This window comes from Streptomyces sp. HmicA12 (assembly GCF_000373565.1).
GTDB lineage: Bacteria > Actinomycetota > Actinomycetes > Streptomycetales > Streptomycetaceae > Streptomyces.
This window is the reverse complement of record NZ_KB891817.1, coordinates 1-25,434: the sequence shown is the minus strand read 5'-3', so window position 1 is coordinate 25,434 and position 25,434 is coordinate 1. Positions and strand designations below refer to the sequence as shown.

The 25,434-nt window shown below is 72.5% G+C and carries 27 protein-coding genes and 1 pseudogene; 14 read left to right on the top strand and 14 right to left on the bottom strand.

Features of this window, described 5'->3' with window-relative positions; translation table 11 throughout:
• Positions 1-363 precede the first annotated feature (363 nt).
• From B072_RS44045 to B072_RS44040, 6 genes and pseudogenes are all read right to left on the bottom strand, one after another.
• A pseudogene (locus B072_RS44045) lies at positions 364-782 on the bottom strand (TOBE domain-containing protein).
• 68 nt (positions 783-850) lie between these two features.
• A complete protein-coding gene (locus B072_RS0125300) occupies positions 851-1,981 on the bottom strand; it encodes an ABC transporter ATP-binding protein (protein WP_018532742.1) in 1,131 nt (376 codons plus the stop codon).
• Complete coding sequence (gene modB, locus B072_RS0125295) at positions 1,978-2,829, bottom strand: molybdate ABC transporter permease subunit (protein ID WP_018532741.1); 852 nt, start codon at positions 2,827-2,829, stop codon at positions 1,978-1,980. The genes B072_RS0125300 and modB overlap by 4 nt, the downstream gene beginning before the upstream one ends.
• Entirely contained in the window at positions 2,826-3,671 is an 846-nt protein-coding gene (gene modA, locus B072_RS0125290; protein ID WP_018532740.1) for a molybdate ABC transporter substrate-binding protein, read from the bottom strand. Before modA ends, modB begins: the two co-directional genes overlap by 4 nt.
• A gap of 391 nt (positions 3,672-4,062) precedes the next feature.
• Positions 4,063-4,458, bottom strand: coding sequence for a TOBE domain-containing protein (locus B072_RS0125285; protein WP_018532739.1), 396 nt, complete (start codon positions 4,456-4,458; stop codon positions 4,063-4,065).
• 64 nt (positions 4,459-4,522) lie between these two features.
• On the bottom strand, positions 4,523-4,858 hold the full coding sequence (locus B072_RS44040; RefSeq protein ID WP_018532738.1) for an STAS domain-containing protein: 336 nt from the start codon (positions 4,856-4,858) through the stop codon (positions 4,523-4,525).
• Between the two features lie 179 nt (positions 4,859-5,037).
• Here B072_RS44040 and B072_RS0125275 point away from each other — a divergent pair, with 179 nt between their 5' ends.
• The 6 genes from B072_RS0125275 to B072_RS0125250 all read left to right on the top strand — a co-directional run bounded on the left by B072_RS0125275 (position 5,038) and on the right by B072_RS0125250 (position 10,212).
• A complete protein-coding gene (locus B072_RS0125275; protein ID WP_018532737.1) occupies positions 5,038-5,700 on the top strand; it encodes a hypothetical protein in 663 nt (220 codons plus the stop codon).
• Positions 5,693-6,526 carry a phosphotransferase enzyme family protein gene (locus B072_RS0125270; RefSeq protein WP_026246277.1) on the top strand — a complete coding sequence of 278 codons (834 nt, stop codon included), beginning with the start codon at positions 5,693-5,695 and terminating at the stop codon, positions 6,524-6,526. Before B072_RS0125275 ends, B072_RS0125270 begins: the two co-directional genes overlap by 8 nt.
• A gap of 73 nt (positions 6,527-6,599) precedes the next feature.
• Positions 6,600-7,649 carry a LacI family DNA-binding transcriptional regulator gene (locus tag B072_RS0125265; RefSeq protein WP_026246276.1) on the top strand — a complete coding sequence of 350 codons (1,050 nt, stop codon included), beginning with the start codon at positions 6,600-6,602 and terminating at the stop codon, positions 7,647-7,649.
• Positions 7,650-8,087: 438 nt separating this feature from the next.
• The gene (locus B072_RS0125260; RefSeq protein WP_026246275.1) at positions 8,088-8,732 is read left to right on the top strand and encodes a fasciclin domain-containing protein; all 645 of its coding nucleotides are present in this window, start codon (positions 8,088-8,090) and stop codon (positions 8,730-8,732) included.
• A gap of 143 nt (positions 8,733-8,875) precedes the next feature.
• Positions 8,876-9,460: a sigma-70 family RNA polymerase sigma factor gene (locus B072_RS0125255; RefSeq protein ID WP_026246274.1), complete on the top strand. Its 585-nt coding sequence runs from the start codon at positions 8,876-8,878 to the stop codon at positions 9,458-9,460.
• Positions 9,457-10,212 carry an anti-sigma factor gene (locus B072_RS0125250; RefSeq protein ID WP_018532732.1) on the top strand — a complete coding sequence of 252 codons (756 nt, stop codon included), beginning with the start codon at positions 9,457-9,459 and terminating at the stop codon, positions 10,210-10,212. The genes B072_RS0125255 and B072_RS0125250 overlap by 4 nt, the downstream gene beginning before the upstream one ends.
• 3 nt (positions 10,213-10,215) lie before the next feature.
• Here the strand turns inward: B072_RS0125250 and B072_RS0125245 are convergent, their stop codons facing one another.
• From B072_RS0125245 to B072_RS0125230, 4 genes are read right to left on the bottom strand one after another with little or no spacing between them, the layout of a single operon-like run.
• The gene (locus B072_RS0125245; protein WP_018532731.1) at positions 10,216-11,016 is read right to left on the bottom strand and encodes a DUF1295 domain-containing protein; all 801 of its coding nucleotides are present in this window, start codon (positions 11,014-11,016) and stop codon (positions 10,216-10,218) included.
• Positions 11,013-12,296, bottom strand: coding sequence for an SAM-dependent methyltransferase (locus tag B072_RS0125240; protein WP_018532730.1), 1,284 nt, complete (start codon positions 12,294-12,296; stop codon positions 11,013-11,015). Before B072_RS0125240 ends, B072_RS0125245 begins: the two co-directional genes overlap by 4 nt.
• Complete coding sequence (locus B072_RS0125235; protein ID WP_018532729.1) at positions 12,296-13,024, bottom strand: DUF1365 domain-containing protein; 729 nt, start codon at positions 13,022-13,024, stop codon at positions 12,296-12,298. Before B072_RS0125235 ends, B072_RS0125240 begins: the two co-directional genes overlap by 1 nt.
• Entirely contained in the window at positions 13,021-14,322 is a 1,302-nt protein-coding gene (locus B072_RS0125230) for an NAD(P)/FAD-dependent oxidoreductase (RefSeq protein ID WP_051127288.1), read from the bottom strand. The genes B072_RS0125235 and B072_RS0125230 overlap by 4 nt, the downstream gene beginning before the upstream one ends.
• 212 nt (positions 14,323-14,534) lie before the next feature.
• On the opposite strand from B072_RS0125230, the gene B072_RS0125225 reads away from it, so the two are divergent.
• The 4 genes from B072_RS0125225 (at position 14,535) to B072_RS44035 (ending at position 18,134) form a co-directional block, all read left to right on the top strand.
• Positions 14,535-14,894, top strand: a complete 360-nt coding sequence (locus B072_RS0125225) for a hypothetical protein (RefSeq protein WP_234018921.1) — start codon at positions 14,535-14,537, stop codon at positions 14,892-14,894.
• Between the two features lie 136 nt (positions 14,895-15,030).
• Complete coding sequence (locus B072_RS0125220; protein ID WP_018532726.1) at positions 15,031-16,311, top strand: YhgE/Pip domain-containing protein; 1,281 nt, start codon at positions 15,031-15,033, stop codon at positions 16,309-16,311.
• A 268-nt stretch (positions 16,312-16,579) separates the two neighbouring features.
• Positions 16,580-17,566, top strand: a complete 987-nt coding sequence (locus tag B072_RS0125215; RefSeq protein ID WP_234018920.1) for a DUF389 domain-containing protein — start codon at positions 16,580-16,582, stop codon at positions 17,564-17,566.
• A gap of 367 nt (positions 17,567-17,933) precedes the next feature.
• Entirely contained in the window at positions 17,934-18,134 is a 201-nt protein-coding gene (locus B072_RS44035; protein WP_018532724.1) for a hypothetical protein, read from the top strand.
• A 22-nt stretch (positions 18,135-18,156) separates the two neighbouring features.
• Here the strand turns inward: B072_RS44035 and B072_RS0125205 are convergent, their stop codons facing one another.
• Positions 18,157-19,995: an AMP-dependent synthetase/ligase gene (locus tag B072_RS0125205; protein ID WP_018532723.1), complete on the bottom strand. Its 1,839-nt coding sequence runs from the start codon at positions 19,993-19,995 to the stop codon at positions 18,157-18,159.
• A 270-nt stretch (positions 19,996-20,265) separates the two neighbouring features.
• Here B072_RS0125205 and B072_RS0125200 point away from each other — a divergent pair, with 270 nt between their 5' ends.
• Complete coding sequence (locus B072_RS0125200; protein WP_018532722.1) at positions 20,266-20,667, top strand: response regulator; 402 nt, start codon at positions 20,266-20,268, stop codon at positions 20,665-20,667.
• Between the two features lie 58 nt (positions 20,668-20,725).
• Here the strand turns inward: B072_RS0125200 and B072_RS0125195 are convergent, their stop codons facing one another.
• Positions 20,726-22,060 (bottom strand): MFS transporter, encoded by a 1,335-nt coding sequence (locus B072_RS0125195; protein ID WP_018532721.1) that lies wholly within the window; start codon positions 22,058-22,060, stop codon positions 20,726-20,728.
• Positions 22,061-22,192: 132 nt separating this feature from the next.
• Between B072_RS0125195 and B072_RS0125190 the strand changes: the two genes are divergently transcribed.
• Positions 22,193-22,561, top strand: coding sequence for an ArsR/SmtB family transcription factor (locus B072_RS0125190; RefSeq protein WP_026246272.1), 369 nt, complete (start codon positions 22,193-22,195; stop codon positions 22,559-22,561).
• A 17-nt stretch (positions 22,562-22,578) separates the two neighbouring features.
• Here the strand turns inward: B072_RS0125190 and B072_RS44030 are convergent, their stop codons facing one another.
• Positions 22,579-23,667 carry a D-alanyl-D-alanine carboxypeptidase family protein gene (locus B072_RS44030; protein ID WP_078506574.1) on the bottom strand — a complete coding sequence of 363 codons (1,089 nt, stop codon included), beginning with the start codon at positions 23,665-23,667 and terminating at the stop codon, positions 22,579-22,581.
• 131 nt (positions 23,668-23,798) lie between these two features.
• Here B072_RS44030 and B072_RS0125180 point away from each other — a divergent pair, with 131 nt between their 5' ends.
• Together B072_RS0125180 and B072_RS0125175 are read left to right on the top strand one after the other, a co-directional pair.
• Positions 23,799-24,248, top strand: a complete 450-nt coding sequence (locus B072_RS0125180) for a cyclic nucleotide-binding domain-containing protein (protein ID WP_018532717.1) — start codon at positions 23,799-23,801, stop codon at positions 24,246-24,248.
• A 179-nt stretch (positions 24,249-24,427) separates the two neighbouring features.
• The gene (locus B072_RS0125175) at positions 24,428-25,009 is read left to right on the top strand and encodes a hypothetical protein (RefSeq protein WP_018532716.1); all 582 of its coding nucleotides are present in this window, start codon (positions 24,428-24,430) and stop codon (positions 25,007-25,009) included.
• Here the strand turns inward: B072_RS0125175 and B072_RS0125170 are convergent.
• A partial coding sequence (locus B072_RS0125170; protein WP_018532162.1) for an electron transfer flavoprotein subunit alpha/FixB family protein occupies positions 25,006-25,434 on the bottom strand: 429 nt, incomplete at its 5' end. The genes B072_RS0125175 and B072_RS0125170 overlap by 4 nt on opposite strands.

Here is a 25,434-nt window from a genome sequence, read left to right as displayed (position 1 = left end):
GCTCCCGTCAAGCACTGTTGAACACAATCCGGCATATGTCACTGCGTTTGGAGGGCAGAATGGGGGTACCTCTTTCTCGCCCCCAGTCCCCGGGCCGACGGAGATCAGACGGCCGGAGTCGCATCGCCGACGAAAGCGACCCCGGCCCCTCCGACGGAAGCGCACCAGCTGGGGATCACTCCCGCGTTCCCCAGGCGCCGACGTCGGAGCAGCGAGGGAGCGCGTGAAGGGGAGTCGCGCCACCTCGCGTGAGTGGCCCCTGCCGATGTTCGGCGCCGATCCGATTTCCGGCGGGGGTCCCTCACTCCTGGAGCTTCTCCAGTGCACGCGCGTAGCAGTCGCGCCGGGGAGCGAACAGGTACCTCAGCCCGTGGTGAGGGAGACGTCGGTCGACTTGATCAGCGCGTGACGGGCGAGCCGACGGCCGGCCCGAGATCGGCGACGGCGTCCTTCGTGATGGCCGAGGTCAGCTCGCCGCCCTCGACGGTGACCTTCACGGCGGCCATCGCCCCGCCGGTCGCGATGTCACCGACCGTGCCGGGCAGCCGGTTGCGGAGGGACAGCCCCTCCACGGCGCCCGTCGCGAGCGACACCTCCGTGGAGTTGACCAGGGCGCTCACGGCGGCCCCCTCGGCGCGGCCGAGTTCCTTGACGGCGTCCACGGTGATGGCCGAGGTGACGTCCTGGCCGCCGTCGAGACGCACCTTGACCGTCGCCATGGCCCCGCCGGTGGTGACCGCGGTGACGGTGCCGGGGATCCGGTTGCGGACTCTCAGACTCATGGGGCGCCTCACAGAGATGGGGGGATTATCCGGAATCCCGGCATGCGGTGGGGCTCACCGTGGTCCGCTCAGGCGGGATAGGCGTGCGTCTGCGCCGCCTTCACCGCCGCCCAGACCTCCGCGCCCGGATGGAGGCCGAGTTCGGCGGCGGCCACCGTGGTCAGGCCGGCGGCGAGGGGCAGCTCGCCCGTCAGGTCGGCGCGGATCTGGTCGCCGTGGGTCTCCATGCCGGCCACCTCGCAGCGCCAGAGGTTGCGGGCACTGGTCCCGGCCGGGCGCTCGCGGTACAGGGTCACCGCGGTCGGCGGGAAGGTGACGAAGACCGGCCCGGTCAGCTCCTCGGTGGTGGTGATCGCGGGCCCGGAGTCCAGCCGTACGGTGTGCCCCTCGGCCTGCCCCTTGTACAGGTTTAGGCCGATGAGGTGGGCGATGTAGTCCGTCCGCGGATGCCGTGCGATGTGGCCCGGTGTCCCCTCCTGGACGACGTGCCCGTCCTCGATGACGACCAGACGGTCGGCGAGGACCATGGCGTCGAGCGGATCGTGCGTGACGAGGACGGCCACCGCCTCGAAGTCGGCCAGATGGCGGCGGAGTTGGGCGCGGACCTCCAGGCGGGTCCGCGCGTCCAGGGCGGCCAGCGGTTCGTCGAGCAGCAGGAGACGCGGATGGGTCGCCAGCGCGCGGGCGAGGGCGACGCGCTGGGCCTGGCCGCCGGAGAGCCGGCGGGGTTTGACCCCCGCGTGTCCGGACAGGCCCATCCGCTCCAGCCACCGCGCGGCCTGCGCGCGGGCCTCCGCCTTGGTCGTGCCGTGGCAGCGCGGGCCGAAGGCGACGTTGTCGAGCGCGGTGAGGTGGGGAAAGAGCAGGTAGTCCTGGAAGACCACGCCGACCGGGCGGGCCTCCGGCGGGGTGCGGTCGAGCTCCACGCCGTCGAGACGCAGCCGCCCGTCGGTGAGCGGGACGAGTCCGGCGAGCGCGCGCAGGGCCGTCGTCTTGCCGGCGCCGTTCGGCCCGAGCAGGGCGACGACGTCACCGGGGGCCGCCGTCAGGGTGACGTCGAGGCGGAAGCCGCCCCGGTCGACCACGAGCCGCGCGTCGAGGCCCTCGCCCGCCTGGAGCGGGGCCGCGCCGCTGGAGGCGGTGGTCTCGGTGCCCGCGGGAGCGGTCTTGTCGAGGCCGGTCTTGCCGAGATCGGTCATGGGGAGGTCATCCAACGGTCGCGCAGGCCCGCGAGTACGGCGATCGAGACGGTGAGCAGGACGAGGCTCAGGGCGATCGCCGCATCCGGATCGCTCTGCAGAGCCAGGTACACGGCGAGCGGCATGGTCTGGGTGCGCCCGGGGAAGTTGCCCGCGAAGGTGATCGTCGCGCCGAACTCGCCGAGGGCGCGGGCCCAGGCGAGCACCGCGCCGGCCGCGATGCCGGGCGCGATCAGCGGGAGCGTGACCCGGCGGAACGCGGTGAACCGGGAGGCGCCCAGAGTGGTTGCCGCCTCCTCGAAGCGAGGGTCGGCGGCGCGCAGCGTGCCCTCGACGCTGATCACGAGGAACGGCATGGCGACGAACGCCTCGGCGACCACGACCCCGGTGGTGGTGAACGGAAGGGTGAGCCCGAACCAGGCGTCCAGCCACTTCCCGACGACCCCGTTGCGGCCGAGCGCGGAGAGCAGGGCCACACCACCGACCACGGGCGGCAGCACCAACGGCAGCGTGACCAGGGCCCGTACGACACCGCGCCCGCGGAACTCGACGCGGGCCAGCAGCCAGGCGAGCGGCACACCGAGCACCAGGCTGACGGCGGTGGCGGCGGTCGCGCACAGCAGCGACAGCTGCAGGGCCTGCCACACCGCGGCGCTGGTCAGCTGGTGCGGCAGGTCGGACCACGGCGTCCGTACGAGCAGCGCGATCAGCGGCACGACCAGGAAGGCCAGCCCCACCAGGGCGGGCAGCAGCAGCGGCAGCGGCGCGGTGCGGGTGCGGACACGACGGCGCCGCGGCCCGCCCGTCAGGGTGTCGGCCGCGGCGCCGGACTTGTCGAGCGAGGTCACGGCTTGAGGAACCCGGCCCCGGTCAGGACCTTCTGGCCGTCGGCGGAACGCACCAGGTCGATGAACGCCTTGGCGGCCGCGGCGTTCTCGGAGTCCTTCAGCCGGGCGATCGGGTAGTCGTTGATGGCGTCGGAGGATTCGGGGAAGTCCACACCCTCCACCTTGTCACCCGCGGCCTTCACATCGGTCTTGTACACCACCGCGGCGTCGGCCTCCTTCAGTTCCACCTTCGTCAGAGCGGACTTGACGTCCTGCTCGTACGAGACCGGAGTGAGCTTCAGCTTGCTCGCGTCCAGAGCCTTCTGCGCGGCGGCACCGCACGGCACCTCCTCGGCGCACAGCACGACCTTCAGATCGGAGTTCGTGAGGTCCTTGAGGCTCTTCACCTTGTCCGGGTTGCCCGGCAGAGTGGCGATCTCCAGCTGGTTGCGGACGAAGGTCGCCGGGGTGCCGGAAGCATCCCCCTTGTCCGTGACGATCTTCATCGTCTTGGGGCTGGCCGCGGCGAACACGTCCGCGGGCGCCCCGCCGGTGATACTCGCGGCCAGCGAGTCGCTGCCGCCGAAGCTGAAGGTCACCTTCGTACCCGGATGCGCCTTCTCGAACTGCTTGCCCAGAGTCGTGAAGCTCTCCTTGAGCGAGGCCGCGGCGAAGACGGTGACGGTGCCGGACAGCTTGTCCGAGCCGCCCGAGGCCGACGCCTTCGACGACGCCGAGGAATCGGCCGACGACGAGTCGTCGGAGGAGGAGCAGGCGCTCACGGCCAGCAGCGCGGCGGCGCTCGCACCGGTCACCTGCAGGACGCGGCGGGTGCGGCGGTTCCGGCGCACTGTACGGGTCATCACGGTTCTACTCCTTCTCGCAGATGTGCATGCGCCGAGCATACTGCCGCAAGTGAGAGGTGTAAGTCCCTAGTTGCATCGCATGAGCTGGGCTGGAGGATCTGCCGGTTGGTATGTGCGTTTGTACGGGGGATCTGTGCGGGTACGGTCCCCGGGGAGGTGGTGGCCCGTGAGCCGGACCCGCGCAGCTGCCCGTACGTCCGCCGCCGCGAGGGCGGAAGTGGTGATCGCCGGTGACCTGGCCCGGCCGGCCCGGCTGACCGTGGCCGATCTACTGGTCTGGCCGCAGCACGGGGTGGCGGTCGCCTTCGAGTGCGCCACCAGCGGGATCCAGCAGCACCGGTTCACCGGGCCGCTCCTGCATGCCGTGCCGGCGGCCGCGCGCCGCGGTTCAGACCCGGTCGATGTGTACGTTCGTCGACTTCACCCGCGCGGTGGCCTCCACGCCGACCTCCAGGCCCAGTTCCTCGACCGCCTCCCGGGTGAGCAGCGACACCAGCCGGTGCGGACCCGCCTGGATCTCGACCTGGGCCGCGACGTCCCCGAGCTTGATCGCGGTCACGATGCCGGGGAAGGCGTTGCGGACCGAGGTGTGGGAGGTCTCCTCCTCGCCGTTGCCGCTCTTGGCGAGGTCCACGGAGAAGGCGGCCAGGTCCTTCCCGTCGATGAGCCGCTTGCCGCTCTCGTCCCGGTGGGTCGCCACGCGGCCCGCGTCGGCCCACCTCCGCGCGGTGTCCGGGCTCACGCCGAGCAGCCGTGCTGCCTGGCCGATCGTGTATGACTGCATGCGCGCCAAGATATGCCCCGGCTCGCGCTCGTGCCGCGCCCGCCCTCGGCTCACCGGGGGAGTGTCACACCGGGTCGGCCCCGGGACGCGTGGACGGCGGCTCGGGGCCGAGCAGCAGGACGCCCGCCGTTCCCGTGATCTCCAGAACGCGCAGGACGGGGCGGGTGACCGCCACCAGTCGCAGGGTGCCGCCCTGGCTCGCCGCCCGCCGCTGGAGCCGTATCAGCAGGTTCACGCCGGTCGAATCGGTGAACGACACTTCGCCGAGGTCGAGTTCGCAGGGCCGGGACAGCAAGGGGGCCAGTACCTGGTCGAGCTGCGCCGCCGTGCAGATGTCCAGTTCGCCGCAGACACGCAGCAACACCGTCTCGCCGGTATCGACCACAGCGACCTCGAACATCGATGAGTTCATTACGCCCTCGACTCGCCACGCTCCGCGGGGAAATCCCCTTGCCGTTGCTGTGTGCCCCTTCAGCGTCGACCTATGGCAGTACCGAAGGAATCCGCTCCGTCGGCCAATTTGTCGCGGACAGGCGCGAGGGCACGTACAAGGCGGCGCGAAGGGGGCAGACTGGCGGGATGGACGACGGTCTCCGGAGGGACAGCGGCGAGCACGCCGATGAGCGGCACCGGGAGGCACACCTTCCGGAAGCCGGCGACGACGAGCGGGAAGCCCTGGCGGACAGTCGGGACGACGCCGCCGACGAGCGCGAGCGGCAGGCCGACCGTCGCGAGCGCCTCGCCGATCGCCGGGAGTCCCTCCTCGACGCGCGGGAGCGCGGGCTCGACCAATGGGAGCGCATCGCCGGCCTTCCCCCCGCGGGGAGCGCCCTGCAGGCGGCCCTGGAGCCGACTGCCCGGGCGCGCGCGTCGATGCGGGCCGGTGAGGCCCGGCTGTCGCGGACGGACGCGGCCCTGGCCCGCGAATCGGCCCGGGACCGACGCGAACAGCGGGCCGTGGCGCGCGAGATGGAGGCCACGCTGCGCCGGTCCCGTGATGCGGTCTCCTCCGCCGGGTCCGAGGCCGAGGTCGAGCGGCTGAAGGACCTCGTGCACAGGGCGGCGGAGGCGCTGGCCACGGCACAGGACACGCTGGCCGCCCACCACGAAGCGCTGGCCGACGACCGTACGCACAGCGGCGCCGCGCACCGCGGCAACGCCGAACGGGCCCGGGAGGAGGCCCGGCGGACCCGCGTCGCGGCCGGCCTGATCGCCGGTACGGGGACGGACGAGGATGCGTGAGGCACAGAGGCGACGCGCGGTGGCCGCGGCCGTGTCGATCGCCTCGTCGCTCGGTCTGACGGCCGACGACGTGACCGTCCTGCACGACTCGAACAAGCTGACTCTGCGCCTGCTGCCCTGTGACGTGCTCGCCAGAGTGGCCCCCGTGGCGGACCAGATCGCGGAGTTCGAGGTCGACCTCGCGCAGCGGCTCGCCGCGTCCGGCTGCCCGGTGGCGTCGCTCGAACCCCGCGCGGATCCGTGCGCGTACGCACGGGACGGCTTCGTCGTCACTCTGTGGACCTACTACCCGTCCGCGCCGCCCGGAGAGACCACGCCGGCCGACTACGCCGACGCTCTCGCACGCCTGCACGCCGGAATGCGCGGCCTCGACGTCCCGACACCGCACTTCACGGACCGGGTCGCGCAGGCCCAACACCTCGTGGCGCACCGCGACCTGACGCCGGCTCTTGCCGACGCGGACCGCGCGCTCCTCGGCGACACACTGCACAGCCTGAGCCAGGAGATCACCGCGCGCGGCGGCGCCGAACAGCTGCTGCACGGCGAGCCGCACCCGGGCAACGTACTCACCACGCGCGACGGGCCGCTGTTCGTCGACCTGGAGACGTGCTGCCGCGGGCCGGTCGAGTTCGACCTCGCCCATGCCCCCGAGGAGGTCGGCGAGCTGTATCCCGGCGCCGACCAGGACGTGCTGCGCGCCTGCCGGCTGCTCGTGCTCGCGATGGTCACGGCCTGGCGGTGGGACCGCGACGACCAGTATCCCGACGGGCGCCGCATGGGCACGGAGTGGCTCGGCCGGATCCGAGCGGCACGCGAGCGCTGTTGATGCCGCGTGACGACGGTTGACGTGTGGACCGCCAGAACAGTTGAGCGCAGCACGCGAATCATCGCAGAAGGTGTTGACGGTACGGTCGAACGGACATCGCCCCACACTGGAGGACGTGGCCCGGTCGGCGGGGGTGTCGAAGTCGACGGTGTCCCGCGCGATCGACGGTGAGCCCAAGGTGCGGGCCGAGGTCGCCGAGCGCATCCGACAGGCCGTGCGCGAACTCGGCTACGTACCCAATCAGGCCGCCCGAAGCCTGGTCACACGCCGGAACAACGCCGTCGCCGTGGTGGTCACCGAACCGCAGAACCGGCTCTTCGTCGACCCGTACCTCGACTGCCACCTGCGCGGCATCCGGCAGGAACTCGTGCGACGCGGCGCCCAGCCGGTCCTGCTGTTCATCGAGGACCCGGAGGACTGTCCGCGGGTCGGCGAATTCCTGGGCGGTGGCCACGTCGACGGCGCCCTGCTGTTCTCCCTGCGCACCGACGACCCGTTGCCGTCCATGGTCGAACGCATCGGGCTGCCCGCCGTCTTCGGCGGCCGCCCGGCGGACGGCTCCGGCCACCACCACCGCAGCCACACGTACGTCGACGCGGACAACCCCGGCGGCGCCCGCGAAGCCGTCCGGCACCTCCTGGGTCTTGGGCGCCGACGGATCGCCACGATCACCGGCCCGCTCAACCAGGCCGCCGCGATCGACCGGCTCGACGGATACCGGGACGTGCTTCCCGACGCCGCGCCCGCTCTCGTCGCCGAGGCGGACTTCACGCTGCGGGGAGGTGCCGACGCCATGGCCGCGCTGCTCGACCGGTGCCCCGACCTCGACGCGGTCTTCGTCGCCTCCGACCTCATGGCGTCGGGTGCGCTGCGCACCCTGCGGAAGCGGGGGCGTCGCGTGCCCGACGCCGTGGCGGTCATCGGCTTCGACGACCTCCCGACCATCGCCGAGGCCACGGACCCGCCCCTGACGACCGTGCATCAGGACGTCGAGGAGATGGGCCGCCTGATGGCCCGGCTGCTCTTCGAACCGCGACCGGACGCGCCCTGGACGGACCCCGGCGATGCCGCTTTGCCCATCGTGGTCACCGCGACCGAGCTGGTCGTGCGCGAGCCCGCCTGAGGCGTTGCGGCGACCGCCCCTGACCGGCGGCGGGCGGCCGCGCCGGGACGGTGCACGGTGACCTCCCCCGTGGCCGAAGGCGCCGCGGATTGGTCGCGCGGCGAGATCCACTCGTCCGTGTGAACGACCAATCCGGAGCCCGGGACGTTCCGGATTCCTCGCTGTGAGGGAACTGACGGGACGGCCGCCGCACGGCCGTGGACGACACGGAGCCGGATCGGCCTGCGGGCCGGTCGCGAGGCCCGACTCGACGGGCCGCACCTTCGGCTGCCCCGACGCGCTGCCCGCCATGGCCGCGTCGACGGCCGGATCCGCGCCGCCCGTCCGGGGCGTCGCCCCTCGTTCCGTCAACTCGCCCTCGCCTGAAGCCGATTGCCCCGGAACATCCCAGATCGCCCCAGTCCAATGACGATCGAGCCACCCCCCGAGGAGAACACCATGCAGTCCCGAATCCGTCGTGTCGCCGTCGCCCTGGTCGCCGCCGCCGCGCTGCCGCTGGCCCTGACCGCCTGCTCGGACAGCGACACCAAGGACAGCGCGTCGGACACCACGAAGGCGTCCTCCTCGCCGTCCGGCACGACCGGTGCCGACGACATGACCGACAAGAGCGAGCCGTTCGGTTCGGCCTGTTCGTCGGTGCCGAAGGACGGTGCCGGTTCGTTCGACGGCATGGCCAAGGACCCGGTGGCCACCGCCGCGTCGAACAACCCGGCCCTGTCGACGCTCGTCACGGCCGTGAAGAAGGCCGGGCTCGTCGACACGCTGAACAACGCCGAGAACATCACCGTCTTCGCGCCGACCAACGACGCCTTCGCCAAGATCCCGAAGGCGGACCTNGACAAGGTNCTGAGCGACAAGGCCCAGCTCACCANGATCCTGACCTACCACGTNGTNGGCCAGAAGCTCNCGCCGAAGGACCTGGAGAAGGGCTCGTTCGACACGCTGGAGAAGTCGAAGCTGACGACGTCCGGTTCCGGTGAGTCGTACAAGGTCAACGACAGCGCGAACGTGGTGTGCGGCAACGTCAGGACGGCCAACGCCAACGTCTACATCATCGACAGCGTGCTGATGCCCAAGAGCTGACGCGGCGGGAACCGACGACACAACGGCACGGCGCGGTGCGCCGTGCCGTTGTGTGTCGCGTGCGTGATTTTGTGGTCGGGACCAATCCAAGACCTTCTTGGTGACGTATTACGCGCGGACATGTACCGACCACGGAGGGCCCCGTGAAAGAAGCCGTGCACATCGGCAGAAATCCATCGACCGAGCCGGACCTGGAGGAGTTGATGCGCCGCGTCTCCCTCGGTGACGAGGACGCGTTCGCCTCGGTGTACGACGTGGTGATGGGCCCCGTCCTCGGCACCGTACGAGCCGTTCTGCGCGATCAGGCGCAGTCGGAGGAAGTGGCGCAGGAGATCCTCGTGGAGGTGTGGCGCACCGCGCCCCGCTACCGTTCCGACCGTGGCACGGTCATCAACTGGATCCTGACCCTCGCGCACCGTCGCGCGATCGACCGCGTACGGTCCGTGGAAGCCGCCGCGGCACGCGACCGCAAGGCCGCGCTCCTGGACCACACGCCCGAGTACGACCACGTCAGCGAACAGGTCGAGGCACGCCTGGAGCGAGAACAGGTGCGGCGCTGTCTGCGCACCCTCACCGACATCCAGCGGCAGGCCGTCACGCTCGCGTACTACCGGGGGCTCACCTACCGCCAGGTCGCCGAGGCGCTGACGCTGCCCCTCGGCACCGTCAAGACCCGACTCCGCGACGGGCTCATCCGGCTCCGTGACTGCCTGGGGGTGACCGCGTGACCGCCGCCGACCTGCACACACTGACCGGCGCCTACGCGCTGCACGCGCTCACCGACGACGAGCGCGAGACGTTCGAACGGCACCTCGCGGTCTGCGAGGCGTGCGCCCAGGAGACGGCCGAACTGGGTGCGACCGCCGCCCGCCTGGGCCTGGCCGCCACGGTCACACCCCGCGCCGGGCTGCGCGACGACGTGCTGCGGCGGATCTCCACGGTCCGCCAGGACACCCCCGGCCACCCCGGACCTCCGCAGACCGTGCGGACCGGAGCCGTCCGGCGGCGCCTGCTGTCGCGGTGGGCACTGGCCGCCTGCCTCGCGGGCGCGGTCGGGCTGGGCGGTGTCGCGGTGTGGCAGCACCAGCGGGCCGAGGACGCGGTCGCACAGGCGCAGCGCGCCGAGCAGAACTCCGACCGGATCGCGGCCGTGCTCGCGGCTCCGGACGCCAGGACCGATTCGGCGCGACTCGGTGACGGGGCGACCGGCACCGTCGTGGTCTCCGACCGCCAGGACCAGGCCGTCTTCGTCGTCGCGGGGATGGAGCACCCGCCGAGCGGCAAGGTCTACCAACTGTGGTTCGACGACGACGGCACCATGCGGTCCGCCGGCCTGATGGACGCCGACCAGAGCGACCAGACGGTGCTGCTGGACGGCGCCGTGGGCGGGGCGTCGGGCATGGGGATCACCGTCGAACCGGCCGGCGGTTCCGACCGGCCGACGTCCGATCCCGTGGCGTTGATGCGCTTCCCGGCCTGATGCTCAGCGACGAGGTGGCAGCGGGAAGAAGCCGCTGGTGCGGGCGGCGTACTCGGCATAGCCGGGACGCCCGGCCATGTGCCGCTCCAGCAGCCGCTTGCCGCTGCCCCTCGTCAGCAGGAGGCTCATCACCACCGGGGACACGACGCTGACGGCCGCCGCGGCCCACGAGTCGCAGGTCATGAGGAACAGGCCCCACCAGACACAGAAGTCCCCGAAGTAGTTCGGGTGGCGGGTGTAGCGCCACAGGCCCCGGTCCATGATCCGGCCCCGCGACGCCGGGTCCGCCTTGAACCGGGCGAGCTGGGCGTCGCCGACCGCTTCGAAGGCGACCCCGACGGCCCACAGCGCCGTGCCCGCCCACGCGACGGCGGTCACCGGGCCCGGAATGTACTGCGCGGCCTGCACCGGCAGCGAGACCAGCCAGACGAGCGCGCCCTGGAGGAGGTAGACCATCCGCAGCGCGTACACGTTCCGGTTCCCCGGCGCCCTGGACAGCATCCGCTCGTAGCGCGGGTCCTCCCCGTGCCCGCGGCCGCGCCTGCCGATGTGCACGGCGAGCCGCAGCCCCCACACGGCCGTCAGGACGGTCACCAGGGCGCGGCGGGCCGGATCGCCCGTGTCCGCCGACGCCGCCCAGGTCACCACGGCGACCGCGGTGAACCCGATCCCCCACGCCGAGTCGACGATCCGGTGCAGTCCCTTGCGCACGGCCACGGCGAACGTGACGAGCATGACGGCGAGCGCGGCGCCGCCCGCCCAGGCGAGGTTCACCCCGAAGTCGCCCCACGGAAACCCGTTCACGGCCGCTCCTCCTTGGTGAGCAGGTACTGCTGCACGTCGAGGTAGCCGGAGCGGAACCCGGCCTCGGAGTAGGCGAGATAGAAGGTCCACATGCGACGGAACGTCTCGTCGAAGCCGAGCTCCGCGACCTCGTCCGCCCGTTCGGTGAACCGTTCCCGCCACAACCGCAGCGTCTCGGCGTAGTGCGGGCCGAAGGCGTCGCGGCGGGTGACGGTCAGCGCGGTGTGCTCGCGCACGGTGTCGGCCACGGCCTCGACCGACGGCAGCAGACCGCCGGGGAAGATGTACTTCTGGATCCAGGTGTACGTGGCGCTGCTGGCCAGCATCCGGTCGTGCGGCATGGTGATGGCCTGGAGCACGGCCCGCCCGCCGGGTACGAGGCGCTCGTCGAGCGTACGGAAATAGGTGGGCCAGAACTCGGCGCCGACGGCCTCGATCATCTCGACGCTCGCGACGACGTCGTAGCTGCCCCGCGCCTCGCGGTAGTCGCACAGCTGGACATCGACCCGGTCGGCGAGCCCGGCCGCGGCGATGCGCTCGCGGGCCAGGTCGCGCTGTTCGCGGGAGAGAGTGAGCGAGGTGACGTGGGCGCCGCGGGCGGCGGCACGGATCGCGAGCTCGCCCCACCCGGTGCCGATCTCCAGGACGCGGCTGCCCGCGCGCACCTCGCCGAGGTCGAGCAGCCGGTCGATCTTGCGGTGCTGGGCGTCGGCGAGCAGTTCGGGAGCCGCGGGAAGCGCGCGGAAGACGGCGGAGGAGTAGCTGAGCGTCTCGTCGAGGAACAGCGCGAACAGGTCGTTGGACAGGTCGTAGTGGTGGCTGATGTTGCTGCGGGAACCGTCCGGACTGTTGCGCTGGGCGGACGGCTGCCGCGGTGCCCACAGGCCGCGCAGGCGTTGCAGCGGCGCGGGCACGAGGTCCGCGGCGTGGGCGGCCAGCACGGTCAGGAAGGCCACCAGGTCCGGGGCGTCCCACTCGCCGGCCATGTACGACTCGCCGAACCCGATCAGGCCCCGCCGGCCGATCCGGGCGTGGAACTCCCGCGGGCGGTGCACGTCCAGGACCGGGCCGCCCCGGCCGAGCACCGGCGTGTCCGCGAGCCGCGCGCGCAGCGGCAGGCGGTCGAGCGCGTGCCGGACGACGGCCGCGGCGACCGCCGTTCTCGCCCGGGACGACGGCGGCGGCGTCGCCACGTCGGGCCAGCGGTCCGGGTCCACGGCGGTGTGCGCCGCGGAGCCGAAGGCAGGGGCGACGGCGGCGGGGGACTGGTCCGTACTCATCAGACGTTCTCCGAACTACGGTGACGGGGGCGGGGCTGGACGGGCAGCCCGCGCAGATACAGACGGATGCCGTGCAGCCGGATGGCCGCCGACACGGCGAGCGTCGACCAGGGCCGGCGCAGCGCGAGCCGCAGGACGGTCCGCGTCCGTACTTCGCGCCGGGTTCCGCGCACGGTTGCGGTGAAGGGCCTGCCGCCCTCGCGCTCCAGGTGCACGGTCAGGTCGACCCGGTCCCCGGGCGCGGGCAGCCGCATCCGGTAGCGGCCGTCGACGGGGAAGAACGGCGACACGTAGAACTCCTTCGCCGTCCGCGCCCACCCGGCGTCGTCCGGGCGCAGCAGATAGCAGTGGCGTTCGCCGTACGTGTTGTGGACCTCGGCGACGACACAGCGCGGGGCGCCGTCGGGGCCGTGGCACCAGTACAGGGTGAGCGGGTTGAACACGTACCCGAAGACCCGTGCGTGGGCGAGCATCACCACCTTGCCGCCCTCCAGGTCCACCCCGTGACCGGACAGGAAAGCGTCCAGCGCGGCCCGGATGCTCGGCCGGTCCCCGTCGAAGTGGTCACGCGGGTCGAAGCGTGCCAGCGGCCGCAGCGCGCGCGGCAGCTCGGGCGGCCGGTCGGGATCGATCAGCCACATGTACGTGCGGTGCCGCAGCGCGTACCGCCGCGGCGCCGTGCGCACATGGGCGACGGCGACGCTGTACAGCGCGGGAGCGGGCGTCACCAGCTCGCCCCGAGCGCCGCGGCGGCGTCCGCCCCCGAGCGGCAGCCGTCCTCGTGGAAACCCCAGCCGTGGTAGGCGCCCGCGAACGCCGTGACACCGGTGTTCAGCTCGTGCAGCCGTCGCTGGGCCGCCACCGACTCCGGCGTGTAGACGGGGTGTTCGTAGACCATGCGGGCCAGGACCCGCTCCGGGGCCACCCGGTCCTCCCCGCCGAGCGTGACCACGTACGTCTCGGGGGCGTCCAGGCGCTGGAGCCGGTTCATGTCATAGCTGACCCGTACCCGGTCGGCCCCCGCGTCGCACGACGGCATCAGGTAGTTCCAGGAGGCGCGGGCCCCGCGGGCGCGCGGCAGCACACCGGTGTCGGTGTGCAGGAGCGTGGTGTTGCGGGAGTAGCGGAAGGCGCCGAGGACCTCCTTCTCCTCGGGACCGGGGTCGGCCAGCAGCTTCAGCGCCTGGTCCGGATGCGTGGCGACGACCACCGAGTCGTACGAGCGGGTGTCACCGTCCTCGGTCGTGATGTCGACGCCGTCCGCGTGCCGCTCCACCGCGCGGACCGGTGCCCCGAGCCGGATCTCGTCAAGGCCTTGGGCGACACGGTCGACGTAGGTGCGCGAACCGCCGACGACGGTGCGCCACTGCGGTGACCCGCCGACCGAGAGCATCCCGTGATGCTCCAGGAACCGGAACAGGTACGCGGCCGGGTACTGCTGCGCGGTGGCGGCGTCGCACGACCACACCGCCGACACCAGCGGGGTCATGAAGTGCGTGCGGAAATAGGTGGAGAAGCCCTCCCGGTCGAGGAACTCCCCGAGTGTGGTGCTCTGTTCGGTGCCCTCTTCGTCCCCCTGCGCGAGATGTCGCCTCGCGGCTTTGTGGAAGGCCGGCACCTGCGCGAGCAGCCGCAGATACTCCGGGCGCAGGACGCTGCGCGGCCGGGCCAGGAGACCGGCCGGGCCGCGCGCACCGGCGTACTCGAGCCCGCACCCCTCGCACCGCACCGACATGCTCATCTCGGACTCCCGCGTCGGGACGTCGAGCTCGGCGAACAGGCGGAGCAGATGCGGATACGTGCGCCGGTTGTGCACGATGAAACCGGAGTCGACGCGGTGGGCCGCACCGTCCGGCGCCGTCAGTGTGTGGGTATGGGCGTGTCCGCCGAGCCGGTCGTCGGCCTCGTACAGGGTGACGTGACGGTCGCGGCCCAGCACGTGCGCGGCGGTGAGCCCGGCCACCCCGCTGCCGATCACCGCCGTACGTCGTCCGCCCCGGTCGGCGCCCCCGGGCGCGTATGGCATTGCGTCTCCTCCCAGTCGACCGCGGCCGCGGTCTCCATGGTTGATCCGGAGCCGACCCGGGCGCGGATTGGTGTGATCGTCGGCAGGTTCCGCGGCGCCGTCGAACGCGGGGCACGACACGCTCCGAGCGGCGCGGGTACCTGAGTACACCTGGCCGGAAGTGAGTACGCGCCCCCATGCCGCGGCCGCCCGCCGAGGGCCAGGATCAGGACATGCGCCCTGACCTCCACACCCGCCTGTACGGCCCCTGGCAGCCTGCGCCGCCGCAGCCGCGCACCGGGGCGGCGTTGCTCACCGGCGTGCTGTGGACGCTCACGCTCGCGTCACTGGCCTGGCTCACGTTCCTGGTGGGCATCATCGGCGTGTTCGTCGCGGCGAGCGGAGAGCCGGTGGGCGGCCTGCTGATGGGCTGGATCGGCTGCGTGGCGGGCGGCGCGGCCGTCCTGACCGCGGTCGCGTTCCTGCCGCCCGTCCGGCGCATGGCGACGCCGCACCGCATGCTGCTCCTCGGGGCGCTGGCCTGCCCCGTGCCGCTGGTCGTCACGATCGTCACCTGGTTCCGGATGGGCTGAGAGTCCGGCGGGTGACGGAGGCCGGGCCGCTCGTGAGGTTGGCGCACGGCGACGCTGTCCGGGGCCGCCCGTTCCGCGATGCTGGGGCGCCCGGGCGCGGCCCGTCGACGCCGTGCCCCGTCTCCTGGGGAGAACCATGGCCGACGACGACAGCGCCTCCCGCCCCGTCGTGCGGGCGACCGCCGCCGCACTGCTGCGCCGCCCCCGCCTGTGGCCGGCGCCCACCCTGCTCAGCGGGCTGTTCGCGCTGCTGCTCTCCCTGCTCTACGTGGGCGGCATCGTCAACCCGCACCGCGAACTGCACGCACTGCCCCTCGCCGTGGTCGACTCCGACACCGGCAGGCCGCTGCCCGGGCAGGACCGGAACCTCGGCGCCCAGATCGCCCGCACGCTCACCGTCGGCGGCGCCACGGACCAGGCCCACTGGCGCCCGCTCTCCCGCGCGGCGGCCCAGGATCAGCTGGACTCCGGCAAGGTGTACGGCGCTCTCGTCGTCCCCGCCGACTTCACCGACTCCGTCCGGGCGCTCACCACGGCCGACGCGACCGCCCGCCCGACGCTGACCGTGCTCACCAACCCCGGCCTCGGCAGTCTCGGTTCGTCGCTCGCCGCCCAGCTCAACACGGCCGCCGCCCACGAGGCGTCGCAGCGCATCGGGGACCGGCTGGCCCGCACCGCCACGGGCGGCACCGCGCGGGTGCTGCTCGCGGACCCCGTCGGGGTCGACACCCGCGTCGGCCACCCGATCGGCGCCGACAGCGGCCTCGGTCTGACCGCGTTCTACTACACGCTGCTCCTGGTCCTCGCCGGATTCATGAGCGCGAACCTGATCAGCGTCGGCCTCGACACCGCCCTCGGCTACGCGGACAGCGAGGTCGGCCCCTGGCACACCCGGCGCCCCACCGTCCCCGTCGACCGCACCCAGACCCTGCTCCTGAAGATCGTGATGACCGCCGCCGTCACCGCCCTGACCACGACCCTGCTCATGGTCGGCACCATCACGATCCTCGGCATGGACGCCGGCCACCTGCCGTTGCTGTGGATCTACTCGTACTGCGCGATCCTCGCGGTCGGGCTCGGCGTGCAGGCCATCAACGCGGCCTTCGGCGGCCTCGGCCAACTCGTCGCCATGTTCGTCTTCATCGTCCTCGGCCTGCCGTCGTCCGGGGCCACCGTCCCGCTGCAGGCCGTCCCCGGCTTCTACCGCTTCCTCTCCCACTTCGAGCCCATGCGGCAGATCAGCGACGGCGTCCGCGCCATCCTCTTCTTCGACGCGCGCGGCGACGCCGGTCTCACCCGCGCCTGGATCATGATCGCGGGCGGAGCGGCCCTCGCGCTCGTCCTCGGGTTCCTGATGACCCGCTACTACGACCGCAAGGGCCTGCACAGGCTCACCCCGCAACCCGCCGCCGCCTAGGCGGCGGCGGGAGGCGTGGTGGACGAGGCCAAAGAGCCCGCCCCGATCTCGCCGGGCACGGCCGGGCGGAGCACCGGGCGAACTCTGGTCCGCTTCGGCCGCGCCGCAGCAACTCTACTGCCCTGTTTGCGGCTTATGATCAAGTTTTGCCGAACGGGCCGTCGCTCGACTCCGCAGCACGGCAGGGCCGTGGGCCCGACCGCGGTCAGGGAGCAGTCAGGAAGGGGACCCCGCCATGGCGTCAGTCGACGTGGCCACTGTCCGGCGCATGACCGACACGCTGTTCATCGAACGCTCACTGCGCAGTCCGAGCTCGACCCGCTTCTGGGGGCTGCTCGTGCTCGCCGCGGTCATCGCGAGCGCGGGCGTGGTCGGTGACTCCACCGCCACCGTCATCGGCGCGATGATCGTCGCCCCGCTGATGACACCGATCCTCGGCACCGCGCTGGCCCTGGTCCTCGCCGACCGGGCGCACGTGACGCGCTGCGTGCTGCTCGTGTCGGGCGGTGCCCTGGCCGTCGTCGCGATCGGCATGCTGATCGGCTGGATCACCGCGCCGCCGGACGCCTTCGCCTCCAACAGCCAGGTGTCGTCGCGGATCAGTCCGCGCCTCATCGACCTGCTCGCCGCCCTGGCCACCGGCACGGTCGGCGCCTTCGCCCTCGTCCGGGCCGACATCTCCGACACCCTGCCCGGCGTGGCCATCGCGATCTCGCTGGTGCCGCCGCTCGCCGTGACGGGGCTGCTCATCACGGTCGGGCGCTACCACGACGCCTCGCAGTCGGCGCTGCTGTTCGCGACCAACGTGGCGGCGATCGTGGCCACCGGCACCGTTGTCTTCCTCGCCTACCGCGTCCGGGTGGCGGCGCAGGAGAACGGCCTGGACGTCGGCCGGTTCCGCGGCCGGACGCTCGCCGTCGTGGTCGTGGCGCTGCTGCTGATCGCGGTGCCGCTCACCACCGGCTCGGTGTCCGTGGCCCGCGACCGGTCACTGGCGGCGGACGCCCGCCCGGTCGCCGAGCGGTGGGCGGCCACCGGAAAGTGGCAGATCGCCTCTGTCGAGGCACGCAACGGCATCGTCGTCATCGGCGTGCTCGGCCTGCCGCCCCAGCCCGCCCCCACCGCGCTGCGCGCCGCCCTCGACGAGAACGGGATGGCCGACGCGGACCTGGAGCTCCACCTGGTGGGCGGCCGCACGCACTGGTGCCCGGCCGACACGCACACCTGCAGCGTGGAGCAGAAGTCCCGCAGCTGACCGAGCTGTCCTCCCGGGCGCCGCGACCGGGACAAACCTGCCTTTCTTGCCATGATTCGTACGAGAGTGTCGCGTGCCCTCGCACGGGAGGGGGCCGGAACGGGAACGGAGGTACGCCGCATGGACGCGAACGAGGAGCGTCGCGTCAGCTTCGAACCGCTGCGCCCCGCCTCCACGGGCACCAATGCGTTCGCCGTCGTGCTCGGCGCGCTCGTCCGGATCGCGGCGCTCTGGATCGCCGTCGTCCTGCTCGGCGGCTCCGCCATCCTGCGGCTCCTGCTCGTGGTCGTCGCCGCCTCCTGGCTGGTGTTCGCCCTGGCCCTGGCCTGCGGCATCGCCCTCAGGCGCCGGGAGGAGCGGCATCGCCATGCTCCAGATCGGCGTGGCCGCCGTCGTCGACCTGCGCCTCGACCCGAGGCTGCTCCTCGCCTGCCTGCTGCTCCCGATCTCTCCTCTGGCCCACTGGCTGATCAGTGCCCTGGCCGCGATCTTCGCGCAGACCCCCGGCCTGTTCCGGGGGCCCCGGGAGAAGCGGGTCGTGTGGGACCTGCCGCGCAGCGAGTCCTGAGGGCCGCACCGTCCCTGAGCGCTCAGGAACGCGGTGGACGCGCTGCGTACAGTTCCTCGATCTCCTGCGCGTACCGCTGGATCGCGGCCGACCGGCGAATCTTCAGCGACGGCGTCAACAGGCCCTCCTGCGTGCCGAAATCGCTCGGCAGTACACGGAACGCGCGGATCGACTCGGCGCGCGAGACCCGTGTGTTGGCCCGCGTGACCGCCCGCCGGACATGGCCGAGCAGTTCCTCGTCCGTCACGAGGGCGGCCGGTGCCTCGGGAGCGCGCCCCTTGAGGGCCAGCCAGCCCGCCACGGTCTCCTCGTCCAAGGTGATCAGCGCGGCCACGAAGGGACGGTTGTCGCCGACGACCAGACAGCCCGAGATCAGTGGATGGCCGCGCAGTTCCTCCTCCAGCGTCAGCGGGGAGATGCTCTTGCCGCCGCTGGTGATGATGATGTCCTTCTTGCGGCCGGTGATGACGAGATAGCCGTCCGGATCCAGGTGCCCGAGGTCGCCGGTGCTGAACCAGCCGTCCCGCAGCACCTTCCCGGTCGCCCCCGGGTTGTTGTGGTAACCGGCGAAGATCACGTCGCCGCGGACCAGGATCTCGCCGTCCGCGGCGATCCGGACGGCGTTGCCGGGCAGCGGCCGGCCCACCGTGCCGTGCCGTACCGCGCCGACCGGCTGCGCGGTGACGGCCGCCGCCGTCTCGGTCAGGCCGTACCCGTCGTAGACGGTGATGCCGCAGCCGGCGAGGAACAGGCCGAGTTCACGCGAGAGCGGGGAGCCGCCGGAGACCGCGTTGCGCACCCGACCGCCCAGCACCGCCCGCACCCGGGCGTAGACGAGACGGTCGTAGACCGCGTGCCGGAGCTTGAGGCGCGGCCCGGGACCACTGCCCAGGCCCGCCTTCCTGCGCTGTTCGGCGTCCGCGTAGCGCACCGCGGTCTTCACCGCCCGTTCGAAGAGGGCGCTGCGACCGTTCTGACGTGCAGTCAGGCGAGCGGCGCGGAAGAGGCGTTCGAAGATGTACGGGACCGCGTACAGGAACGTCGGGCGGAACGCGGCCAGCGTCGGCAGCAGCACCTGCGGTGAAGGGTCGGGCTGGAAGGCGACGTTGACGCCGAAGCGCAGCGAACTGATCACCACGACCAGGCCGTAGCAGTGCGCCAGTGGCAGGAACGCCACGAGCGACGGGTACTCGCCGGGCGCGGCCAGGATGCCGCCCCAGCCGAGCGACAGGGTGTCGCACTCGGCGATCATGTTGGCGTGGGTGAGGACGCAGCCCTTGGGCCGGCCGGTCGTGCCGGAGGTGTAGCAGATGAGCGCGGTGTTCTCCGGGCTGACGGCGGCGCGCAGTCGGTGCACGTACCCCTCGTCGATGTCCGCGCCCGCTGCCTTCAGCATGTCGAGGTCGCCCTGGTCCATCTGCCACAGCCGGGTGAGCGGGTTGCTCGGGCCGTGCGCGGCGGCCACCGTCATCGCGTGGCTCTCGTTCTCGACGACGCAGCCGATCGCCCCGGTGTCCCGGAGGATGTCGCGCACCTGCTCGGTCGAGGACGTCGGATAGATGGGCACGACGACGGCGCCGACGGACCACAACGCGTAGGCGGCGAGCGCCCATTCGTACCGGGTGCGGGCCATGACGGCCACCCGGTCGCCGGACCCGACGTGCTGTGAGACCAGCCCCTTCGCCACCGCGAGCACCTCGGCGGCGAACATTCCCGCGGTGACGGGCTCCCACTGCCCCTCGCCGGCGGGCAGCGAGAACTGGACGCGCCCGGGCGTGTGGTACGCCGTGGTGTACAGCGAGTCCGCGAGTCCGCCCGACACGGGTGGGGCGGTCAGCCGAGGCACGTCGAGTTCCTGCATGTTCCTGCTCTCTGCGGGCGAAGGACGGGCGGGAGGCGGGTGGGGCCGCAGCCCGGCAACGTACCCCGTGGGGACGATCTTTGCGGAGTCCTTGGAGGTGACGATCAGGACACGGTACGCCGCAGGTCGTATGCCCTTCTGCGCGGATCGGCCGCCCGCCGAACGCCCCGCACCGTAATCTCGGACGACGAAGCTCGCGTAGGCGTCGGCGAGCGGCGTACCGATGGGCGCGTGCTCAAGGGTCTCTAGCGCGGAGGCAGTTGAAAATTGATGGCCGACTCCTCGAAGGTCCTGCTGGTCGACGACCGTGAGTCAAACCTGCGTGTCCTGGAAGCGGCCCTCGCTCCGCTCGACGTCCCCATGGTGACGGCCACCAACGGCGACGACGCGATGAAGATCGCGCTGCGCGGCGGCATCGGCGTGATCCTGCTCGACGTGCGGATGCCGGGCATCAGCGGCCTGGAGGTCGCCGACTACCTGCTCCGCCTCGACCAGACCCGGGACATCCCGATCATCCTCGTGACGGGCATCGGCACCAGCGCCCTGGCGAAGACCGCGATCGAACTCGGCGTCGCGGACCTGCTGGTGAAGCCGGTCGACCCCTGGGTGCTGCGGGTCAAGGTCAGCTATCTGCTGAAGGCGGCAGGGCGCCGCACGGCGGACGTCGGCTGAGCCGCGTACGTACCGCGCGGGTCGCCAACTCCCTCGCCTGGGCGCGGCCTTGTCGCAGTCACGTCGCTGGATGCAGCCCGTCCCGCAGATGCCGATGGCGGTGCCGCCAGCCGCCCGGCACCGCGGCCGCACCGCTGACGTGCGGATGGTCCGCGGCCAGCCCGACGTGCTCGTGCTCGACCTCGGCCGCGCGCACGGTGGCGGGCCACAGCCGGACCGCCGCCACCGCCGCGCAGCAGGCCACGGCGCCGAGTACGGCCACCGCGGCTCCGAGGCCGGCCGTCGCGCCCACCCAGCCGGCGAGCGGATAGGTGAGCAGCCAGCAGGAGTGGGACAGCGAGAACTGCGCGGCGAACGCCGCCGTGCGCTGCCCCTCCGACGCGGCCCGCCGCACCAGCCGCCCCGCCGGAGTGAGCACCATCGAGCACGCCGCGCCGAACGCGCACCAGGCCGCGAGCAGCGCGGGCAGCCGCCAACTCCCGCTCCTCGCGGCGGTGATGGCACCGGTCGCCGCGAACACGACGCCGAGCAGCAGCGCCCCGCGCAGCATCACGGGCCGGTCACCGGTCCGCTCCAGGACGCGCGGCAGCGCGAGCGCCACGGCCATCGAACCTGCCCCGTACGCGCCGAGCACGAGCGGCACCACGCTCGCGGGCAGGCCGAGGAAGTCCCGTACGTAGACGACGGAGTCGACCGTGACGAGCGCGCTCGCCGCCGCCACCGCGAGATTGAGCGCGAGCAGCGCGCGCAGCTCAGGGACGGTGCGGAAGAGCCGGGCACCCGCGGTGACCTTCGCGTACCCCCGACCGCGCTGCGGCACGGTGCGCGGCAGCGCGGTCGAGGCCACGAGGGCCGCCGAGGCGAGGAAGCCGAAGAGCGTGCCGGTGAAAAGCCGGTGGTACGAGACCACGGAGAGCAGCGCCGCCGCGAGCGCCGGGCTGAACAGGCTCTCCAGGTCGTAGGCGAGCCGGGCCAGCGACAACGCCCTTGTGTAGTCGCGCTCTTCGGGCAGGACGTCGGGGATCAGCGCCTGGAAGGCGGGAGTGAAGACGGCCGACGCCGACTGCAGCGCGAAGACGAGCACGTACACCTGCCAGACCTGGTCGACGAACGGCAGCGCCGCCGCGACACCGGCCCGCAGCAGATCCGTACCCACCAGCAGGGCCCTGCGCGGCAGCCGGTCGGCGAACGCTCCGACGAGCGGGGCGATCGCGACGTACGCCGTCATCTTGATCGCGAGCGCGGTGCCGAGGACGGCCCCCGCGTCGGCGCCCGCGAGGTCGTACGCGAGCAGGCCGAGCGCGACAGTGGCGAGGCCCGTGCCGACGAGGGCGACGACCTGCGCGCAGAAGAGCCGGCGGTAGGTGCGGTTGCGCAGGACGGTGGCGGGCATGGGGCGAGACTCCAGGGGCGCGTCGGAACAACGATCCAGTCGTCATGTGCGCAGATGCGCACATGACGACTATGAGGCCGTTGCGTCCCGGCGGTCAACCGGTCCTGGCCGGCCGGGCCCTAGGCTGGGGCCATGCCCCACAGCGACCCCATCCCACCTGCGGCAGGTGCGCATCTGCGCGAGCCGGACAGCGCCCGTCTCGCCGAGGCGACGCGGGTGTTCGCCCTGCTGTCGGACGCGACGAGGCTGCACGTGCTGTGGCTGCTCGCGCTGGAGGACGTCGAGGAGTCCGACGTGGGCTCGCTGGCGGAGCGCGTGGCCGCGTCACGGACGGCGGTCAGCCAGCACCTGGCGAAACTGCGGCTCGCGGGTCTGGTGGAGGCCCGCCGCGAAGGCCGCCACATGCACTACCGGCTGACGGACGGTCATCTGCGGCGCCTGGTCATGGAGGCGCTCAGCCACGCCGACCACCGGGTCAGCGGACAGGCGCCCCACGACTAGAGCTGCGGGGACAGGTCTCAGCGCATCGCGCGCCGGGCACGCAGCCGCTTGCGTACGAGGAAGGGCACGCAGGTCAGGACGAGCAGCGCGGCCGCGGCGCCGAGGTGGCGGCCGAGGCCGGGTGCCTCGGCGGGAGCCTGTTCCTCGGGGGCCGGCGCGGGGGCTGCCGCGACGCGCTGCGGCCCGGCCTGCTGGTGGGGCGGTCGCGGCGGCGCGGTGGTGAACCCCCAGTCGAGCAGGGCGCGGCTCTCCTCGTACACGGTGTTGAAGTCCCCGTCCTGCGGGTTCATCACGGTGACCAGGATCGTGCGGCCCTTGTGGGTGGCGGCGGAGACGAGGGTCGTGCCGGCCTGGGACGTGTAGCCGTTCTTGACGCCGATGAGACCGGGATAGGGCTCCACCCCGTGCGAACCGACGAGGAGCCGGTTGGTGTTCTGGATCTCGTACGATTCCGGTCCTGCCGCCGGGAAGCGCGCCCACTTGGTGCCCATGTAGCGCCGGAAGTCCGGGTTCTTGAAGCCCTCGCGGGCGATGAGGGCGAGGTCGTGGGCGGACGAGTACTGGCCCGGGGTGTCGAACCCGTCGGGGGAGCGGACCTGGGTGTCGCGGGCGCCGATCCGGTCGGCCGTGGCCTGCATCTGGGCCAGGGTCCGCGGCAGGCCGCCGTTCATCTGCGCGAGCGTGTGCACGGCGTCGTTGCCGGAGCTCAGGAACACCCCGCGCCACAGGTCCGCGACGGTGTACCGGTGCCCCTCGGCGACGCCGACCTCGCTGCTGCCCTCGGCCACCTCGGCCAGGTCGGCGGTCGTCGCCCGGTGCACCGTGTCCTGGCTCAGCCGCGGCAGCACGGTGAGCGCGAACAGGGTCTTGAGCGTGCTCGCCGGGGGCAGCCTGCGGTGCGGGGCCCCGGCGGCCAGGACGGTCCCGGTGCGCGCGTCCATGACCTCCCAGGACAGCGCGGACACGGACGGCACGGCGGGCGGTCTCTCGGCCCCCCGCGCGGCCCACACGGGGCCGGCGGCGGCCCCCGCCGCGAGCGTCGCGCACACGCCCGACGTCAGGACTGCCCTGGTGATCCCGGGCCGGATGCGGATGAATGTCGCCATGCGGGCAACGTAGGTCCATGATCGTTCGCCCGCGATCCGCCTAGGGCCATCCGGCCGGTGGGGGTTCCGCCCCTTCGGGTCACGCGAGACGTACGTACGCTGGAATGACTCGACGGTGGAGGTGTTCCGCCATGACGGACCGGACACGACTGCTCAACCGACTGCCGCGCGCCTATCGCGACCGGCTGATGCCTCTCGCCGCAGAGGTGTCCTTCCCCCCGGACAGCCGCATCTTCGAGGAAGGGGACCACGCCGACCGCTTCTGGATCATCAAGACCGGGACGGTCACGCTCGACGTGCGGGTCTCCGACCGGGAACGGCTGCCCGTCGACCCGCTCGGACCGGGCGACCTGCTGGGCTGGTCCTGGCTGTTCCCGCCCTACGAATGGGACTTCGGCGCCGAGGCGTTCAGCCCGGTGCGCGCCTACGAGTTCGACGGCCCGTCCGTGCGCGCGCTGTGCGACATCGAGCCGGCCCTGGGCGTGGCCCTGCTGCACGGGGTCGCCGAGGTGATGGCCCACCGGCTGGAGGCGGCCCGGGTCGAACTTGTCGAGGCGCATCGGATGCGGGGACGCGTGTAGGGCGGGGGCGGCGAGCGGGATCGGACAGGGGGCGTTCTGTCGTGGGCCGGTGATCACCCGCCCGTGGGCCTTCGCTCACCCGACTCGACGACTCGGCGCGCGGTCGGCGCGGCCGCGGGGTTGGCTCGGGCGCAGACCGCGCCCGTGGCCGCCCGCCGGCCCCGCCCGAGAGGAACCGCATGCGTCGCACCGCGACCTTGTCGACCGCCACCGTCGCCGCCCTGCTCGCCCTGGGGGCGCCCGTGTGCGCCGCGGCCCGGGCCGACGGGGACGGCGGCGGGTGGGGCGACATCTCGAACTGGCCCGCCGCCACGCCGACCGCGACCGCCACCACCGGGGCCGGGTCGGGCGGCCTGGAACTCGTACCGGCCGATGTGCGCCCCGGTGGGACGGTCACGGCCAACACCACCGCGTGCGGTGCCGACGAGGCCGCCGACGGTGACGCGAGCAGCGTCGGCGCCGGTGAGTTCACCCTGGAGACCACGACCCATGAGGGTGACGTCGTCGGCCGGTTCCAGGTGCCTACGGGCGCCCGCCCCGGCACCTATCCCGTCTCCGTGACGTGTGACAGCGGCACCGTGGCGCGCCAGACCCTCACCGTCTCCGGTGAGGGCGGGTCACAGCTGCACGGGGTGCACGCCGGTGACGGAGGTTCCCTGGGAAACCTGAGCACGGTGCAGCTGGTGCTCGGCGGCGCGCTGATCGCGGGATCGCTGGGCGCGGCCGGGTACCACGTCGTACGGCGCCGCCAACTGTCCTAACCCTTGCGGGTGTTGACCTCTTCGGTGAGTTGGGGGACGACGTCGAAGAGGTCGCCGACGACGCCGTAGTCGACGAGGTCGAAGATGGGGGCTTCGGCGTCCTTGTTGACCGCGACGATGGTCTTGGAGGTCTGCATGCCGGCCCGGTGCTGGATCGCGCCGGAGATGCCGTTGGCGATGTACAACTGCGGCGAGACGCTCTTGCCGGTCTGGCCGACCTGGTTGGAGTGCGGGTACCAGCCGGCGTCGACCGCGGCCCGGGAGGCGCCCACGGCCGCGCCCAGGGAGTCGGCGAGGGCCTCGATGACCGCGAAGTTGTCGGCGCCGTTGACGCCGCGGCCGCCGGAGACCACGATCGCGGCCTCGGTCAGCTCCGGACGGCCGGTGGACTCGCGCGGGGTGCGCCCGGTGACCTTGGTGCCGGT